General features: G+C 56.4%; 19 protein-coding genes. All 19 read right to left on the reverse strand.

Going from position 1 to position 17,726, the window contains the following annotated elements; translation table 11 throughout:
- Positions 1-181: 181 nt before the first annotated feature.
- The gene (gene glmU, locus F7R06_RS05170; RefSeq protein ID WP_090326921.1) at positions 182-1,549 is read right to left on the reverse strand and encodes a bifunctional UDP-N-acetylglucosamine diphosphorylase/glucosamine-1-phosphate N-acetyltransferase GlmU; all 1,368 of its coding nucleotides are present in this window, start codon (positions 1,547-1,549) and stop codon (positions 182-184) included.
- A 114-nt stretch (positions 1,550-1,663) separates the two neighbouring features.
- On the reverse strand, positions 1,664-2,089 hold the full coding sequence (locus F7R06_RS05175) for a F0F1 ATP synthase subunit epsilon (protein ID WP_090326923.1): 426 nt from the start codon (positions 2,087-2,089) through the stop codon (positions 1,664-1,666).
- 45 nt (positions 2,090-2,134) lie between these two features.
- Positions 2,135-3,511, reverse strand: a complete 1,377-nt coding sequence (atpD, locus tag F7R06_RS05180) for a F0F1 ATP synthase subunit beta (RefSeq protein WP_090326926.1) — start codon at positions 3,509-3,511, stop codon at positions 2,135-2,137.
- 27 nt (positions 3,512-3,538) lie between these two features.
- Positions 3,539-4,399 (reverse strand): F0F1 ATP synthase subunit gamma, encoded by an 861-nt coding sequence (atpG, locus tag F7R06_RS05185; protein ID WP_090326929.1) that lies wholly within the window; start codon positions 4,397-4,399, stop codon positions 3,539-3,541.
- A 50-nt stretch (positions 4,400-4,449) separates the two neighbouring features.
- The gene (atpA, locus tag F7R06_RS05190) at positions 4,450-5,994 is read right to left on the reverse strand and encodes a F0F1 ATP synthase subunit alpha (RefSeq protein ID WP_090326931.1); all 1,545 of its coding nucleotides are present in this window, start codon (positions 5,992-5,994) and stop codon (positions 4,450-4,452) included.
- Between the two features lie 21 nt (positions 5,995-6,015).
- A complete protein-coding gene (locus F7R06_RS05195) occupies positions 6,016-6,552 on the reverse strand; it encodes a F0F1 ATP synthase subunit delta (protein ID WP_090326933.1) in 537 nt (178 codons plus the stop codon).
- A gap of 12 nt (positions 6,553-6,564) precedes the next feature.
- The gene (locus F7R06_RS05200; protein ID WP_090326939.1) at positions 6,565-7,035 is read right to left on the reverse strand and encodes a F0F1 ATP synthase subunit B; all 471 of its coding nucleotides are present in this window, start codon (positions 7,033-7,035) and stop codon (positions 6,565-6,567) included.
- Positions 7,036-7,093: 58 nt separating this feature from the next.
- Complete coding sequence (atpE, locus tag F7R06_RS05205; RefSeq protein WP_003097235.1) at positions 7,094-7,351, reverse strand: F0F1 ATP synthase subunit C; 258 nt, start codon at positions 7,349-7,351, stop codon at positions 7,094-7,096.
- A gap of 133 nt (positions 7,352-7,484) precedes the next feature.
- On the reverse strand, positions 7,485-8,354 hold the full coding sequence (gene atpB, locus F7R06_RS05210; protein WP_007969902.1) for a F0F1 ATP synthase subunit A: 870 nt from the start codon (positions 8,352-8,354) through the stop codon (positions 7,485-7,487).
- A gap of 16 nt (positions 8,355-8,370) precedes the next feature.
- Positions 8,371-8,778, reverse strand: a complete 408-nt coding sequence (locus F7R06_RS05215; RefSeq protein WP_047535609.1) for a F0F1 ATP synthase subunit I — start codon at positions 8,776-8,778, stop codon at positions 8,371-8,373.
- Positions 8,779-8,926: 148 nt separating this feature from the next.
- Positions 8,927-9,799, reverse strand: a complete 873-nt coding sequence (locus F7R06_RS05220; RefSeq protein WP_047535612.1) for a ParB/RepB/Spo0J family partition protein — start codon at positions 9,797-9,799, stop codon at positions 8,927-8,929.
- A gap of 9 nt (positions 9,800-9,808) precedes the next feature.
- Positions 9,809-10,606 (reverse strand): ParA family protein, encoded by a 798-nt coding sequence (locus F7R06_RS05225; RefSeq protein WP_090326941.1) that lies wholly within the window; start codon positions 10,604-10,606, stop codon positions 9,809-9,811.
- An 18-nt stretch (positions 10,607-10,624) separates the two neighbouring features.
- Positions 10,625-11,269: a 16S rRNA (guanine(527)-N(7))-methyltransferase RsmG gene (gene rsmG / locus F7R06_RS05230; protein WP_090326944.1), complete on the reverse strand. Its 645-nt coding sequence runs from the start codon at positions 11,267-11,269 to the stop codon at positions 10,625-10,627.
- Positions 11,266-13,164: a tRNA uridine-5-carboxymethylaminomethyl(34) synthesis enzyme MnmG gene (gene mnmG, locus F7R06_RS05235; RefSeq protein ID WP_090326946.1), complete on the reverse strand. Its 1,899-nt coding sequence runs from the start codon at positions 13,162-13,164 to the stop codon at positions 11,266-11,268. The genes rsmG and mnmG overlap by 4 nt, the downstream gene beginning before the upstream one ends.
- 551 nt (positions 13,165-13,715) lie before the next feature.
- Positions 13,716-15,086 carry a tRNA uridine-5-carboxymethylaminomethyl(34) synthesis GTPase MnmE gene (gene mnmE, locus F7R06_RS05245; protein WP_090326949.1) on the reverse strand — a complete coding sequence of 457 codons (1,371 nt, stop codon included), beginning with the start codon at positions 15,084-15,086 and terminating at the stop codon, positions 13,716-13,718.
- A 79-nt stretch (positions 15,087-15,165) separates the two neighbouring features.
- Entirely contained in the window at positions 15,166-16,845 is a 1,680-nt protein-coding gene (gene yidC, locus F7R06_RS05250; protein WP_090326951.1) for a membrane protein insertase YidC, read from the reverse strand.
- A gap of 2 nt (positions 16,846-16,847) precedes the next feature.
- Complete coding sequence (gene yidD / locus F7R06_RS05255; RefSeq protein ID WP_090326955.1) at positions 16,848-17,093, reverse strand: membrane protein insertion efficiency factor YidD; 246 nt, start codon at positions 17,091-17,093, stop codon at positions 16,848-16,850.
- Positions 17,086-17,487 (reverse strand): ribonuclease P protein component, encoded by a 402-nt coding sequence (rnpA, locus tag F7R06_RS05260; RefSeq protein ID WP_027926203.1) that lies wholly within the window; start codon positions 17,485-17,487, stop codon positions 17,086-17,088. The genes yidD and rnpA overlap by 8 nt, the downstream gene beginning before the upstream one ends.
- A gap of 16 nt (positions 17,488-17,503) precedes the next feature.
- Positions 17,504-17,638, reverse strand: coding sequence for a 50S ribosomal protein L34 (gene rpmH, locus F7R06_RS05265; RefSeq protein WP_003213577.1), 135 nt, complete (start codon positions 17,636-17,638; stop codon positions 17,504-17,506).
- Positions 17,639-17,726 lie beyond the last annotated feature (88 nt).

A 17,726-nucleotide genomic window follows, 5' to 3' on the forward strand; every position in this document is an offset into this window, starting at 1 on the left:
CGTTTCGAAAGATAACGAAACCAATAAAAACCCATTAACGAAACTTCGTCAAGCCTGGTGCGATAAAGAGGTGCTGTGGATAAAAACAGCGCGGCAAATCCCGCTCCGGTGGGAGCGAGACTTGCCCACAACGCTACTGAGTGCCTGTGAATAACTTCAGGCGATCACCGATGTGGATAACTCAGTTCTTCTTGATTTTCTCAGGCCGTTTCCAGCCATCGATATTCTTTTGGCGGGCACGACCCACAGCCAACTGCGCCTTATCCACATTCAGGGTAATGGTCGAACCAGCCGCAGTGGTTGCTCCGGAAGAGATATCCACAGGTGCCACCAATGAATTGTTGGAGCCGATGAACACATCTTCACCCAATACCGTTTTCCATTTATTCACACCATCGTAATTGCAGGTGATAGTGCCGGCGCCAATGTTGGTACGAGCGCCCACTTCGGCGTCTCCCAGGTAAGTCAGATGACCAGCCTTGGCACCTTCGCCCAAGTGGGCATTTTTCAGCTCAACAAAGTTACCCACATGCGCGCGAGCCTCCAGCACCGTACCTGGACGCAAACGTGCGAACGGCCCGGCATCGCTGCCTTCACCCAGAATGGCGCCTTCGATGTGGCTGTTGGCCTTGACCACCACGCCTTTGCGCAAGGTACTGTCCTTGATCACGCAGTTAGGACCGATCACAACGTCGTCTTCGATGACGACCTTGCCTTCAAGGATCACGTTGATATCGATCAACACGTCTCGGCCAACCGTAACTTCACCACGGACATCGAAACGAGCCGGGTCACGCAGCGTAACGCCCTGCGCCATCAAACGGCGACCGGCACGCAATTGATAGTGACGCTCAAGTTCCGATAGCTGCTTGCGGTCGTTGGCGCCCTGCACTTCCATGGCGTCATGGGGTTGTTCGGTGGCCACCACCAAGCCGTCACTCACCGCCATGGCAATCACGTCAGTCAGGTAATACTCGCCTTGGGCGTTGTTGTTGGAGAGCCGGCTCATCCAGCCGCCAAGGCTTTGGAATGGCAGGGCCAGAATACCGGTATTGCCTTCGGTGATTGCGCGCTCGGCTTCGCTGGCGTCTTTTTGCTCGACGATAGCGGTGACATTGCCCGCGGCGTCACGCACGATGCGGCCATAACCGGTCGGATCGTCAAGATTAACGGTCAGCAAACCCAACTGCTGTGGCGCAACTTTCTTGAGCAGGCGTTGCAGGGTTTCCACTTCAATCAGTGGCACGTCCCCATAAAGAATCAGCACCGTATCGGACTTGATGAAGGGTACGGCCTGGGCCACGGCATGTCCGGTGCCCAGTTGTTTGTCCTGAAGGACAAAATTCAGATCATCGGCCGCCAGACGCTCACGAACAGCATCGGCACCATGACCAATGACCACGTGAATGCGCTGTGGATCAAGTTGTCGGGCGCTGTGGATAACATGACCGAGCATCGAATTGCCAGCAATCGGGTGCAGGACTTTCGGCAAGGCCGAACGCATGCGCGTGCCTTGACCGGCAGCGAGAATAACGATTTCAAGAGACATGACTGGCTACTAATCCTGGGTGGTCAGCGGCTGCGACCATAGTGGTGGACATCAGAAAAGAAAAAAGGGTAGCCGAGGCTACCCTTTTTAATCAATCACACAACAAGCGCTGCCTTAGCGGCCGAACTTCTTGCGGATCTGCTGGACGGTGCGCAGCTGAGCTGTAGCCTCGGCCAGACGTACGGAAGCAGAACCGTAATCGAATTCCGCGCCACGCTCATGCAATGCCTTCTCGGCAGCCTTAACGGCTTCCTTAGCGGAGGCTTCGTCCAGGTCGGCAGCACGTTGCACAGTATCGGCAAGGACCTTGACCATGTTCGGCTGAACCTCGAGGAAACCACCGGAGATGTAATACACCTCCTCTTCCCCGCCCTGCTTGACCAGGCGGATCGGGCCTGGTTTCAGGTTAGTGATCAGCGGCGCGTGACCCAGAGCGATACCAAGATCACCCAGTGCACCGTGCGCAATCACCATCTCGACCAGACCGGAAAAAATTTCCCCTTCCGCGCTGACGATATCGCAATGGACTGTCATAGCCATCTGATTGCCTCAACCTAAATTAGCGCCCGTTGCCGGGCGCCGGGATTACAGTTTCTTGGCTTTCTCGATCGCTTCTTCGATGCCGCCAACCATGTAGAACGCTTGTTCTGGCAGGTGGTCGTAGTCACCGTTGAGGATGCCTTTGAAGCCAGCAATGGTGTCTTTCAGGGAAACGTATTTACCCGAAGCACCGGTGAAGACTTCAGCCACGAAGAACGGCTGCGACAAGAAACGCTGGATCTTACGAGCACGGTTTACCAACTGCTTGTCGGCTTCCGACAGCTCGTCCATACCCAGGATCGCAATGATGTCCTTCAGTTCTTTGTAGCGCTGAAGAACATACTGTACACCGCGAGCGGTTTCGTAGTGATCGTTGCCGATCACGTTCGGGTCCAGCTGGCGCGAAGTCGAATCCAGTGGGTCTACCGCTGGGTAGATACCCAGGGAAGCGATGTCACGGGACAGAACGACGGTGGCGTCCAAGTGGGCGAAGGTGGTCGCTGGCGACGGGTCAGTCAAGTCGTCCGCTGGTACGTATACGGCCTGGATCGACGTAATCGAACCTTGCTTGGTCGAAGTGATGCGCTCTTGCAGCACGCCCATCTCTTCAGCCAGGGTCGGCTGGTAACCTACTGCGGAAGGCATACGGCCCAGCAGTGCGGATACTTCAGTACCGGCCAGGGTGTAACGATAGATGTTGTCGACGAACAGCAGAACGTCGTTACCTTCGTCACGGAACTTCTCGGCCATGGTCAGGCCGGTCAGTGCTACGCGCAGACGGTTTCCCGGCGGCTCGTTCATCTGACCGTAAACCAGTGCCACTTTGTCCAGAACGTTGGAATCCTTCATCTCGTGGTAAAAGTCGTTACCCTCACGAGTACGCTCACCCACACCGGCGAACACGGAATAACCGCTGTGCTCGATGGCGATGTTACGGATCAGTTCCATCATGTTTACGGTTTTGCCTACACCGGCACCACCGAACAGACCGACTTTACCGCCCTTGGCGAACGGGCAAACCAGGTCGATAACCTTGATACCGGTTTCCAGCAGGTCGTTGCCGCCTGCTTGTTCCGCGAAGGATGGAGCAGCGCGGTGAATACCCCAGCGCTCTTCGGTGTCGATCGGGCCTGCTTCGTCGATCGGGTTGCCCAGAACGTCCATGATCCGGCCCAGGGTCGCTTTACCGACCGGTACGGAGATGGCAGCGCCGGAATCGACAACGTTTAGACCGCGCTTCAAGCCTTCGGTGGTACCCATCGCAATGGTACGAACTACGCCGTCACCCAGCTGCTGCTGGACTTCCAGGGTAGTTTCCGCGCCTTGTACTTTCAGCGCGTTGTAGATGCTCGGTACGCTGTCGCGTGGAAATTCCACGTCGATAACGGCGCCGATGATTTGAACGATACGTCCGCTACTCATAGCTGGATCCTCTGAAAATTTGAACCGTTAAACCGCGGCAGCGCCGCCGACGATTTCCGAGATCTCTTGGGTGATCGCAGCCTGACGCGCCTTGTTGTAGACCAGCTGCAATTCGCTGATCAAATCACCGGCGTTGTCGGTAGCGTTCTTCATCGCGATCATCCGCGCAGCTTGTTCAGCTGCGTTGTTCTCGACCACCGCCTGGTACACCTGCGCCTCCACGTAACGCACCATCAAGCCGTCAAGCAGCTCTTTGGCATCAGGTTCGTAGAGATAGTCCCAGTGGTGCTTGAGTGCTTGATCCGGGGTTGCCACCAGCGGAACCAACTGCTCCACGGTAGGGTGTTGTGTCATGGTGTTGATGAACTTGTTGGATACCACGGACAAACGGTCAATACGGCCGTCCAGATAAGCATCCAGCATCACCTTGACGCTGCCGATCAGATCATTGATCGACGGCTCTTCACCCAAGTGGCTGATAGCTGCAACGACGTTACCGCCGAAGTTGCGGAAGAAAGCCGCACCCTTGCTACCAATCACGCACAGATCGATCTCGACACCGTTTTCGCGGTTTACCGCCATGTCCTTGACCAAAGCCTTGAACAGGTTGGTGTTCAAGCCACCACACAGACCACGGTCACTGCTCACCACGACATAACCGACGCGCTTTACTTCACGGTCGATCATGAACGGGTGGCGATACTCCGGGTTAGCGTTGGCCAGATGACCAATAACCTGGCGGATGCGCTCCGCATAAGGACGGGTAGCAGCCATGCGCATTTGTGCCCTGCGCATTTTGCTGACCGCCACTTTTTCCATGGCGCTGGTAATTTTTTGCGTGCTTTTGATGCTCGCAATCTTACTGCGAATCTCTTTTGCGCCTGCCATGTAACACCTATCAGGTTAGCAAGCGGGAGCCTTGCGGCTCCCGCTGCGGCTTACCAGGTTTGGGTGGCCTTGAACTTCTCGATACCGGCTTTCAGGCCGCTATCGATTTCGTCATTGAAGTCACCCTTCACGTTGATCTTCGCCATGAGGTCGGCGTGATCGCGGTTGAAGTAAGCAATCAGCGCTTGCTCGAAGCTGCCGACTTTGGTGATTTCTACGTCAGTCAGGAACCCACGCTCAGCGGCATACAGCGACAGCGACATGTCGGCGATCGACATTGGCGCGTATTGCTTCTGCTTCATCAGCTCGGTAACGCGCTGACCATGCTCAAGTTGCTTACGGGTCGCTTCGTCCAGGTCAGAAGCAAACTGGGCGAATGCCGCCAGTTCACGGTACTGAGCCAGAGCGGTACGGATACCACCGGACAGCTTCTTGATGATCTTGGTCTGAGCGGCACCACCCACACGGGATACCGAAACACCGGCGTTCACTGCAGGGCGGATGCCCGAGTTGAACATGGCCGATTCCAGGAAGATCTGACCGTCGGTGATGGAAATCACGTTGGTCGGAACGAACGCGGAAACGTCGCCAGCCTGGGTTTCGATGATCGGCAGTGCGGTCAGGGAACCGGTTTTGCCGGTCACTGCGCCGTTGGTGAACTTCTCTACATACTCTTCCGAAACGCGGGATGCGCGCTCCAGCAGACGGGAGTGGAGATAGAACACGTCGCCTGGGTAAGCTTCACGGCCTGGTGGACGGCGCAGCAGCAGGGAGATCTGGCGGTAAGCCACTGCCTGCTTGGACAGATCGTCATAAACGATCAGCGCGTCTTCACCGCGGTCGCGGAAGAATTCACCCATGGTGCAACCGGCGTACGGTGCCAGGTATTGCAGCGCAGGAGATTCCGAAGCACTTGCAGCCACGATGATCGTGTTTTTCAGTGCGCCGTTTTCTTCCAGCTTGCGAACCACGTTGGCGATGGTCGATTGCTTCTGACCGATGGCTACGTAGACGCAGAAAATGCCGCTGTCTTTCTGGTTGATGATCGCATCGATCGCCAGAGCGGTTTTACCGATCTGACGGTCACCGATGATCAGCTCACGCTGGCCACGGCCGACAGGGATCATGGCATCGACAGCCTTGTAGCCAGTCTGTACAGGCTGGTCTACCGACTTACGCCAGATCACGCCTGGAGCAACTTTCTCGACCGCATCGGTCTGGGTGTTGTTCAGCGGACCTTTGCCGTCAACCGGGTTACCCAGTGCATCGACTACGCGACCCAGCAGTTCCTTACCAACCGGAACTTCCAGGATGCGGCCTGTGCACTTGGCGCTCATGCCTTCAGCCAGAGACTGGTATGCGCCCAAAATAACGGCACCTACAGAGTCTTGCTCCAGGTTGAGGGCCATACCGTAGACGCCGCCCGGAAACTCGATCATCTCGCCGGACATAACGTCGGCCAGACCGTGAATCCGCACGATACCGTCAGATACGCTGACGACAGTGCCTTCGTTACGGGCTTGGGAGGTCACATCGAGTTTGTCGATGCGGCCCTTGATAATTTCACTTATTTCGGAAGGATTGAGTTGCTGCATTGCTCTGCTGCCCCTTCAAACTCAAGATTTCAATGCTTCGGCAAGTTTCGCGATTTTGCCGCGAATCGAGCCATCGATAACCAGGTCGCCGGCGCGGATGACAACACCCCCAATAAGGGAACTGTCTTCCTCGACTTGCAGGCGCACTTCCCGGTTGAGTCGTGCACTGAGAACCTTGGCGAGTTTGTCTTGCTGTTCTTGGTTCAATGCAAATGCACTGGTCACTTCCACATCTACCGACTTCTCCTGCTCGGCCTTGTACAGGTCGAACAGGGCGGCAATCTCCGGCAACAGCGGGAGACGGTCGTTTTCGGCAACGACGTGGATGAAATTCTGTGCCTTGGCATCGAACTTGTCGCCGCACACGTCAATGAACGTGGCGGCCTTTTCTGCGCTCGTCAGTCGCGGGGCCTTGAGCACGCGCAGCATGGTGTCGTCTTGCGACACCGCTGCTGCCAGGCCGAGCATGGCTGACCAATTGGCCAGTTGCTGGTGGGCCTGAGCGTGCTCGAAGGCCGCCTTAGCGTAAGGTCGGGCCAACGTGGTCAGTTCTGCCATGATCGCCCTCGCTTAGATTTCAGCAGCCAGTTGGTTAACCAGCTCTGCGTGCGCGTTTTGATCGATTGTGGCACCCAGGATCTTCGCGGCACCGCCAACGGCCAGGCTACCCACTTGGGCGCGCAGCGCGTCTTTGACGCTATTCAGTTCCTGTTCGATCTCGGCCTGAGCCTGAGCCTTCACACGGTCAGCTTCGACGCGAGCCTGTTCACGGGCTTCGTCGACGATCTGAGAACCGCGCTTCTTGGCTTGCTCGATGATTTCAGCTGCCTGAGCTTTCGCTTCGCGCAGTTGTTGACCCGCTTTCTCTTGGGCCAACTCCAGGTCGCGAGCTGCTCGGCTGGCAGCGTCCAGTCCATCCGCGATCTTCTTTTGACGTTCGTGCAGCGCCGTGATGACCGGAGGCCATACGAACTTCATGCAGAACAGTACAAAAATCAGGAACGCAACGGACTGGCCAATCAGGGTCGCATTAATGTTCACGCCAACACCTCGCAGTTACGTTGTCCATCACATCAAATTACTCGGAAGATCCGAGTAATTAGCCAGCGATCTGACCAACGAACGGGTTCGCAAAGGTGAAGAACAGAGCGATACCAACACCGATCATGGTTACGGCGTCGAGCAGACCGGCAACGATGAACATTTTAACTTGCAGCATTGGAACCATTTCTGGCTGACGCGCTGCGCCTTCCAGGAACTTGCCGCCCAGCAGGCCGAAACCAATTGCGGTACCCAGTGCGCCCAGGCCGATCAACAGTGCAACAGCGATAGCGGTTAGACCAACTACAGTTTCCATCTTTCCTCCCGACTTTTACGTCGTATGGTTTAGGTTTTTTAGATTAAAGCGGTAAAACAAATCGTTTCAGATGCCCCGTGAGGAGCACCCTCCCGTTTGACCAGGAGGGACATCAGACTAGTCGAGACTGGTCTTAATGGTTTTCTTCGTGCGCCATCGACAGGTAAACGATGGTCAGCATCATGAAGATGAACGCCTGCAGGGTGATGATCAGGATGTGGAACACTGCCCACGCCCACTGCAGAACTACGCCCAGGCCACTAAGCCAGAGCAGACCGCTGCCGAACATCACGGCGATCAGAATGAACACCAGCTCGCCGGCGTACATGTTGCCGAACAGACGCAGAGCCAGGGAGATCGGTTTTGCGATCAGGGTCACGAATTCCAGCAGGAAGTTCACCGGGATCAGCAGGGCCTGAACGAAGATGTTCTTGCTGCCGAACGGGTGCAGGGTCAGCTCGCCGATGAAGCCGCCGAGGCCCTTGACCTTGATGCTATAGAAAATGATCAGTGCGAAAACCGAGAACGCCATACCCAGGGTCGCGTTCGGGTCGGTGGTCGACACGGCGCGGAACGGGATGTGGTGGTCGCCGGAGATCAGGATGGCCAGCTGAGGAATCCAGTCGACCGGTACCAGGTCGACGGCGTTCATCAGGAACACCCAGACGAAGATGGTCAGTGCCAGCGGCGCAATCACCGGGCTACGGCCATGGAAGCTGTCTTTCACGCTGCCATCGACGAATTCGACCAATACTTCAACGAAGTTCTGCAAAGCCCCTGGTTGCCCGGAAGTCGCTTTCTTTGCCGCCATGCGGAAAAGAAGAACGAAAATCAGACCCAGTGCGACCGACCAGCCGAGAGTATCGACGTGGAAAGCCCAGAAGCCCATTTCCTTGGCTTCTGCTGCGGTGTGGGCAAAGCCCCAGCCGCCGGTAGGGTGCTGACCGAAAGTCAGGTTCTGCAAGTGGTGCTGGATATAGCCCGAAGCGGTTGTTTCTGCCATGGTTGCCTCAAACGCCCTAAGGTCTCGAAAGTCTTGTTCTCATCAGCAGGGGCGCGAACCAGCTGACCAGTTGGGTCAACACGAAGACGCCGAATACAGCTAGCGGCGCCAATGGCTTCACACCTGCAAACGTCAATGCAAAGAGCACTGCCGTCAAAATCAGTTTGCCCGCCTCGCCGGCATAAAAAGACCGGACGATGGCTTGAGCTGCTCGGGCGCCGGAAAACCGAAATGCCCTGTGAGCGAAATAAACATTGGGCAGCAAGGCTATCAGGCCTCCGCAAAGTCCCGAGTACCCGGCAACGACTCCATACCATTGCCAGAGCGCCAAAGCGGCAATCAGCAAAATGACAAATTGAGCCATTAACACCGGAAATACTGCCAGACGATGGAACGGCAAGCGGTTTGGCGTGCGGGTTTCCATCACTATTGCTCTCCAATGGTCGGCTGCCGAAATGCAACAACTTGGCATAATTTGTGCCGACAAAATGCGCGCAGAGTATAGGGGCGGTTCAGCCCCTATTCAACTATCAGGTAGTGATTTCCGACTGCGCGCTACATGAGGAAATGTTTCAGCGAATATGAGCGAGTACACCTTGTAGCTCATCCAGGGAGTTGTAGCCAATTACCAACTGCCCTTTACCCTTCTTACCATGGCGGATCTGCACCGCAGAGCCTAGGCGCTCGGCCAGACGCTGCTCCAGTCGAGCGATATCCGGGTCTGGTTTTACCGGTTCAACAGGCTCCGGTTTACCACTCAACCACTGGCGAACCAGTGCCTCAGTTTGGCGCACAGTGAGCCCGCGTGCGACAACATGTCGCGCCCCCTCAACTTGTTGATTATCCGGCAAACCGAGCAAAGCACGGGCATGACCCATTTCCAGGTCGCCGTGAGAAAGCATCGTCTTGATAACTTCCGGCAATGAAATCAGGCGCAATAAATTGGCCACCGTCACTCGGGACTTACCCACAGCTTCGGCCACTTGTTGCTGGGTCAGCTGGAATTCCTGCTGCAAACGCTGCAGGGCCACCGCTTCTTCGATCGGGTTAAGGTCTTCGCGCTGGATGTTCTCGATCAGCGCGATGGCAATCGCGGTTTCATCCGGTACATCGCGGACCATTGCCGGGATCGTTTCCTGACCGGCCTGTTGGCTCGCGCGCCAACGGCGTTCACCGGCGATGATTTCGAAGCGGCCACCACCGATCGGACGAACCACAATCGGCTGCATGACGCCCTGGGCCTTGATCGACTGCGCCAGCTCCTCGAGCGCCTGAGCATCCATATCGCGGCGAGGCTGGTACTTGCCGCGCTGGAGCAAATCCAGCGGCAGATGTTGCAGCTCGCGCTGATCGGCTTGTATCGCTTGTTCTTCCAACGCGCTGACGGTCGGACCACTCAGCAGTGCATCCAGTCCACGTCCGAGACCTCGTTTCTTGACGGCCATGGGGATTCCTTAAGTTGGCTGGGCAGCGGCGATACGTGAGTTTTTGCGTTGACGACGAACCATCTCGCCGGCCAGAGCCAGGTAGGCAACAGCGCCACGGGATGATTTGTCGTACGCCAGCGCCGGCATGCCGTAGCTAGGAGCTTCGGCCAGACGGATGTTGCGTGGAATGACGGTGTCGTAGAGTTGCTCACCGAAGTGTTCCTTGAGCTGCGCCGACACATCGTTCATCAGGCTCAGGCGCGGGTCGTACATCGTGCGCAGCAGACCTTCGACCTTGAGGTCAGGGTTCAGCAATTCGGCGATACGCTTGATGTTATCCACAAGGTCGCTCAACCCTTCCAGTGCGAAGTACTCGCACTGCATGGGGATAATGACCCCATCGGCCGCGACAAGTGCGTTCAGCGTCAGCATCGACAGCGACGGCGGACAGTCGATCAGGATGTAGTCGTAATTCTCGCGAATCGGCGCCAACGCGCTGCGCAGACGGCTTTCCTTCATCTGCATTTCCAGCAGAACCACTTCAGCGGCGGTCAGGTCGCGGTTGGCCGGCAACAACTGGTAACCACCATGTTCGGAGAAGTGCATGGCCTGAGCCAGGTCGCACTCGCCGATCAACAGGTCGTAGACCGAGTTTTCCAGACCGTGTTTATCCACACCGCTCCCCATGGTGGCGTTGCCTTGTGGATCGAGATCGATCAGCAACACCCGGCGCTTGGTCGCTACCAGGGATGCCGCGAGGTTGATGCAGGTGGTGGTCTTGCCCACACCACCCTTTTGGTTCGCTATCGCGAATACCTTAGCCATTCTTGCTTGTGTTCCCAATCATGCCGTGCGGCGCAGTATCAGCAGATGGCGTTGGCCTTGGCAACCGGGTACGGCCAGGGCGTGTTCGCTATCGAGGTGGAAGTCTGCCGGCAATGCTACCAGCTCATCGGCGGGATGAACGCCCTTCATTGCCAGCCAACGTGTATCGGTGTCGCCGAGGTGGCGAGTCCAGTTGGTGAAGTTCTCCATGCTGCTGAACGCCCGGGAAATGATCCCGTTGAATGGCTGAGCAGGCTGGAAGGCTTCGACACGACTGTGGATAACTTGCAGGTTATCCAGTTTGAGTTCGAGTTTGACCTGGGTCAGGAAGCGGGTTTTCTTGCCGTTGCTGTCCAGGCAGGTCACTTGGGACTCTGGAAACAGGATCGCCAATGGAATCCCCGGCATGCCGCCGCCGCTGCCCACGTCGAGCCAGCGACCGTTTTCGATGAACGACATCACGCTCAGACTATCGAGCAAGTGACGGGACACCATCTCGTCCGGATCGCGCACGGCGGTCAGGTTGTAAGCCTTGTTCCATTTGATCAACAGGGCCAGATAACCCAGCAACTGCGCGTGCTGGGTTTCGGTCAGAGCAACACCGAGCTGGCGAGCACCTGTGGATAACTCTTCTGCATGTTGCGAGGTGACCAACGAACTCAAGCGCTTTGCTCCAACTGACGGCCCGCGCCGCGTTTTTTCAAATGAATCATCAACAGCGAAATGGCTGCCGGCGTAACGCCCGGAATACGCGAGGCCTGACCCAGTGTTTCCGGGCGAGTCGCACCGAGCTTGCTCTGGATCTCTTTGGAGAGACCGGAAATGTTCGTGTAATCGATATCCACAGGCAGTCTGATGTCTTCACTGGCCCGCAGACGAGCGATTTCATCCTGTTGGCGATCGATGTAGCCGGCGTACTTGGTCTTGATTTCGACCTGCTCGGCGACCTGTGGATCGTCTGCGCCCCCACCGGTCACGGCGATCAGACCAGCGTAGTCGATTTCCGGACGACTCAAGAGATTCAGCAAGTTGTATTCGTGGGTCAGCGGCGTGCCGAATTTTTCGGCAATCGCATCACCTTGCTCGGTACCCGGGCGTACCCAGGTGCTTTTCAGGCGCTGCTCTTCCAGTTCGATGCTTTCGCGCTTTTTGCAGAAAGCCGCCCAGCGGATGTCATCCACCAGACCCAGCTCGCGACCTTTTTCGGTCAAGCGCAGGTCGGCGTTGTCTTCGCGCAGGATCAAACGGTATTCGGCACGAGAAGTGAACATCCGATACGGTTCTTGAGTACCCAGGGTAATCAGGTCGTCGACCAACACACCGATGTAGGCCTCATCGCGACGCGGGCACCAGGCATCTTTGCCTTGCGCACGCAGTGCTGCGTTGGTTCCGGCCAACAAACCCTGGGCGCCGGCTTCTTCGTAACCGGTGGTGCCATTGATCTGTCCGGCGAAGAACAGACCGCCGATCACCTTGGTTTCCAGGCTGTATTTCAGGTCCCGCGGATCGAAGTAGTCGTACTCGATGGCGTAGCCCGGACGCACGATGTGCGCATTTTCCATGCCACGGATCGATTGCACGATCTGCAGCTGGACGTCGAACGGCAAGGATGTGGATATCCCGTTCGGGTACAGCTCGTTTGTCGTCAGACCTTCCGGTTCGATGAAAACCTGATGGCTTTCCTTGTCGGCAAAGCGATGGATCTTGTCTTCGATCGACGGGCAATAACGCGGGCCGATGCCTTCAATCTCACCAGCAGCGGAATACATCGGCGAACGATCGAGGTTCGCGGCAATGATTTCGTGGGTGCGGGCGTTCGTGTGGGTAATCCAGCAACTGACTTGGCGTGGATGCTGTTCCTTATTGCCCATGAACGACATCACCGGGATTGGCGTATCGCCGGCTTGCTCGGTCATCACCGAGAAATCCACAGAGCGGGCGTCAATACGCGGCGGCGTACCGGTTTTAAGGCGACCGACGCGCAGCGGCAATTCACGCAGACGGTGAGCCAGGGCAATGGACGGTGGATCACCGGCGCGACCACCAGAAAAATTTTGCAGACCGATGTGGATAAGTCCACCCAGGAATGTGCCTGTGGTCAAAACCACTGAATCTGCCAGGAAACGCAGGCCCATCTGGGTCACTACGCCGCGTACTTGCTCCTGCTCGACGATCAGATCATCTGCAGCCTGTTGAAATATCCACAGGTTCGGCTGGTTTTCCAGAATTTCGCGGACAGCAGCCTTGTAGAGAATCCGATCGGCCTGAGCGCGAGTGGCGCGCACGGCAGGGCCTTTGCGGCTGTTCAATACGCGAAATTGAATACCACCTTTATCGGTGGCCAGGGCCATCGCACCGCCCAGGGCGTCGATTTCCTTGACCAGATGGCTTTTGCCAATGCCACCAATAGCGGGGTTGCAGCTCATGGCACCGAGGGTTTCCACGTTATGCGTCAGCAACAGGGTTTTCACCCCCATTCGTGCTGAGGCCAGTGCTGCCTCGGTACCGGCATGACCGCCGCCGATGACGATCACTTCAAAACGGGAAGGGAAATCCACCACGCACCTCGTGCCTGCTTAAGTAGGTAATTCAGGAATAGTTTGAGCTCAGGTTTTTGGACCTGGTCGACAAGTATAGGGACTTCCCCCTTCCTAAAGAACCCTTTGCACAAAAATTAACCAGCTGTGGAGAAGTCGGAGTTATAGAAATTAAAAAGAGAGAAATTTATTAAATCTTTGTTTTTATGTTTATTTCTACTGACCGACCTTTCTGTGGATAGATCGACGCAGCCCTTTATTTTCAATGTGTACAGCGATTCAAAACCCTGTGGTCATGTACCAAGGAGGTCCTTGGATAACAGGTGTAAGCCTGTGGATTAAAGTATTGGTTATCCACAGAGGCGGTTATCTTCAGTTTTCGGGCCTTGTTATCAACTGCCCTTAGCGGCGGTTATTCACAGGGCTTAATCCACAGAAAACAGCTGATTGAGCAAATCCAGGGCACAGAAAATCCGCCAGCTCGGAAAAAATTCCGCTCGGCATAGCAGGCTGGTGTGGAAAAAAGGGAGAACAGACAGGCACGAATGGCCTGTCTGTGGACAACGAGGGGGTTATTTACCGATGCAGAAGCTGGAGAAGATCCGGCCCAACAAGTCATCGGAGCTGAAGGCGCCGGTGATTTCGCCCAAAAATTGCTGAGCCAGGCGCAAATCTTCGGCGAGCAATTCTCCAGCACCCGCCAATGTCAGTTGAGCGCGACCGTGCTCAAGGGAAGCGCTGGCATGTCGCAATGCCTCAAGATGACGCCGGCGCGCGCTGAAGCTGCTTTCGGAGGTCTGTTCATAACCCATGCAGGCCTTGAGGTGATCGCGCAGCAGCTCCAGCCCTGCGCCAGCGGACTTGGCGCTCAGGCTGATGGTGACATGGCCATCGTCACTGACATCCAGAGCGATCGCTTCACCCGTGAGGTCTGCCTTGTTGCGGATCAGCGTGACCTTTGCCGGATCGGGGCGGGTTTCGAGGAATTCCGGCCACAGTGCAAAGGGATCCACTGCTTCGGGGGCCGTGGCATCGACGACCAGCAACACGCGATCTGCCTCACCAATGGCTTTCAATGCCCGTTCCACACCGATTTTTTCCACATGATCATCGGTGTCACGAAGTCCCGCGGTGTCGACCACATGCAGGGGCATGCCATCGATGTGGATATGTTCGCGCAGCACGTCGCGAGTGGTGCCGGCAATTTCGGTCACGATTGCCGCTTCACGACCAGCCAGGGCATTGAGCAGACTGGATTTGCCGGCATTCGGTCGGCCGGCAATGACAACGGTCATGCCATCACGCAACAACGCGCCCTGCCCGGCTTCGCGCATCACGGTGGATAACTCGTCGCGCACTTTGTCGAGCATGCTCAACACGTGGCCATCGGCGAGGAAATCGATTTCTTCTTCAGGGAAGTCGATGGCGGCTTCGACATAGATCCGCAAGCCGATCAGTTGTTCGGTGAGGTTATGCACACGCACCGAGAACGCACCCTGCAGGGAACGTAGCGCATTTCGGGCCGCCTGGGCCGAACTGGCTTCGATCAAGTCAGCAATCGCTTCGGCCTGGGCCAGGTCGAGTTTGTCGTTCAGAAAAGCGCGTTCGCTGAATTCACCCGGTCGGGCGAGTCGACAGCCCAATTCCAGGCAGCGCTTGAGCAGCATATCCAGAACAATAGGGCCACCGTGCCCCTGCAATTCCAGGACATCTTCGCCGGTGAACGAGTTGGGGCCCGGGAAATACAGCACGATGCCTTGGTCCAGCACCTCATCGTTGGCGCCGAGGAATGGCCCGTAATGAGCAAATCTTGGCTTGAGCTCACGACCACTGAAGGCCTTGGCCGCAGCGCTGGCCAACGGCCCGGAAATGCGGACGATGCCAACGCCTCCGCGACCTTGGGCGGTGGCGACGGCAGCGATGGTTTCACGAGGAGCGCTCATAAACCGGTATCCAGACAAAAGTGACAGATAGCAAAACGCCCCACTAGGGGGCGTCTTGAGTGGTTATCCACAGTGTAAGTCAGGCAGCCGCTTTGGTAGCTGCTTCGATCTTACGAGTGATGTACCACTGTTGGGCGATGGACAGGCAGTTGTTCACTACCCAGTACAGCACCAGACCAGCCGGGAACCACAGGAAGAAGAAGGTGAAGATGATTGGCATCAGCTTCATCACTTTGGCCTGCATCGGATCCGGAGGCGTCGGGTTCAACTGCTGCTGGATGAACATGGTTGCACCCATGATGATCGGCAGAATGAAGAACGGATCCTTGATCGACAGGTCTGTAATCCACAGGATGAACGGAGCCTGACGCATTTCGACGCTTTCCAGCAGAACCCAGTACAGCGATAGGAAAACCGGCATCTGCACGAGGATTGGCAAGCAACCACCCAGCGGATTGATCTTCTCTTTCTTGTACAGCTCCATCATGGCCTGCGACATTTTCTGCCGGTCATCGCCATGTTGCTCTTTCAGCGCGGCCAGTCTTGGGGCCACTGCACGCATGCGCGCCATGGATTTGTAGCTGGCGGCCGACAACGGGAAGAAAAGCCCCTTGATCAGCATGGTCAGGAAAATGATCGAGAAGCCCCAGTTACCCACAATGGCGTGGATGTGTTGCAGCAGCCAGAAGATCGGTTGAGCGATGAACCACAGAATGCCGTAGTCAACGGTCAGTTCCAGACCTGGGGACAACTGTTTCAGCACAGCCTGGCTTTTCGGACCGGCGTACAAAACAGCGCTGGTTTCAGCCTTGGCACCTGGCGCAACGGTCAAGGATGGACCGGTGTAGCCAATGATGTAGTTGCCTTTGCTGTCTTTACGGGTCTGGACGACGTTGTTTTCGCCCTTGGCCGGAATCCAGGCAGTCACGAAGTAGTGTTGCAGCCAGGCTACCCAACCGCCGGTAACGTTTTCTTTCAGCTGTCCTTTGTCCATGTCCTTCATGGACACTTTCTTGTACGGCTCGGAACTTGTCCACAGGGCTGCACCCAGGTAAGTCGCGGTGCCGGTGGCGGTGCTGGAAGACGGATCGGCGCTGGAGTCACGCTTCAATTGCGCGAACATTGCACCGGACCACGGCTGAGTGCTTTCGTTGTCGATCAGGTAGGAAACGGTTACGTCATACAGGCCACGCTTCAGGGTGAAACGCTTGATGTAATTGACGCCGTCCTTGCTGAACTTCAGGTCCACGACCAATTGGTCCTGACCATCAGCCAGTTGATAGATCTTCTTCTCCGAGGAGTAAACCGGACGACCGGCAGGACTTGCGTCCGGGCCGTTGCTTCCGATCAAGCCACTCTGAGCCAGATAAGTCCGCTCGTTGCCGTTATCGAACAGCTGGAATGGAATTTCCGGATGGTCCTGGCGACGTGGATACAGCGGCAATTTCAGCTGCGCAACATCACCACCTTGTGGATCGATAGCCAGATCGAGCACATCCGTTTTGATCTGGATGAGGTCGGTGCTTGCCGCTACCGGAGTTTCGGCAGGTGCGCTGGTATCGTTTGCGGCGCGTGGAATGTCGTCACTGACGGACGCTTTATTGCCAGTTGCCGTATCCGGGAGGCCCGGTGCGGAAGTACTGGAAGCAACATTCTGAGTCGGCAGGGCAGCCTGGCCATAGTCCTGGTTCCATTTAAGAACCATAACGTAGGACACGATTGCCAGGGCGACGATCAGGATCGTGCGTTTGATATCCATGATTACTCGGCCATCGAAGAAGAACGGGAGGTAGGGATAGGTGGAACCGGGTCATAACCACCGGGATTCCACGGATGACAGCGACCTAAACGACGAAAGGTCAGCCAGCCACCGCGCAGGAGGCCATGATTTTCGATGGCTTCTAACGCGTAGCAGGAACAACTGGGGTAGAAACGACAGTGATTGGCCATCAGGGGACTAATGGCAAAGCGGTAAAACTGGATCGGAACGAGTGCCAGTTTACGCATCTGGACTGTCTACCCCTACAGTTTCGGTTTTCACTGCTGGTACCGGCGTGCTGCGTGCCAGTCGTTTCCAGAGCTTGCCGAAATGCTGAATCAATTCGGGGTTTTCTACGTCACCTAAACCTTTGCGCGCGACGATAACAATGTCCCAACCGACCAGTGAATCCTGGTGCAGGCGAAACGATTCGCGCATCAGACGTTTGAGGCGATTGCGCTCGACGGAGAGCTTTACGCTCTTTTTCCCGATAACCAGCCCGAGACGGGGGTGATCAAGATCGTTGTTGCGCGCAAGGAGCAGGAGATTTTTCCCCGGAACCTTGCCGGTAGGGGAGTCAAAGACTGCCTTGAAATGCCGGGGAGTAAGCAGACGCTTTTCCCGACTGAAGTCCTGACTCACCTCCAGTGCCGGATTATCAAACTGCCAGACGCGCACGACCTTTGGCGCGACGACGCGACAGAACGGCACGACCGTTCTTGGTAGCCATGCGAGCACGGAAACCGTGGGTACGAGCGCGTTTGATAGTGCTTGGTTGGAAAGTACGTTTCATTGTCGTGTTACCTGGTTCGTCCACAACGGGCCGGAATGGCCCCCGTTTTAAGAGACCGGGGATTCTAGAGAAAGCAAGCCTCTAGGTC

Source organism: Pseudomonas moorei (assembly GCF_008801475.1).
Lineage (GTDB): Bacteria > Pseudomonadota > Gammaproteobacteria > Pseudomonadales > Pseudomonadaceae > Aquipseudomonas > Aquipseudomonas moorei.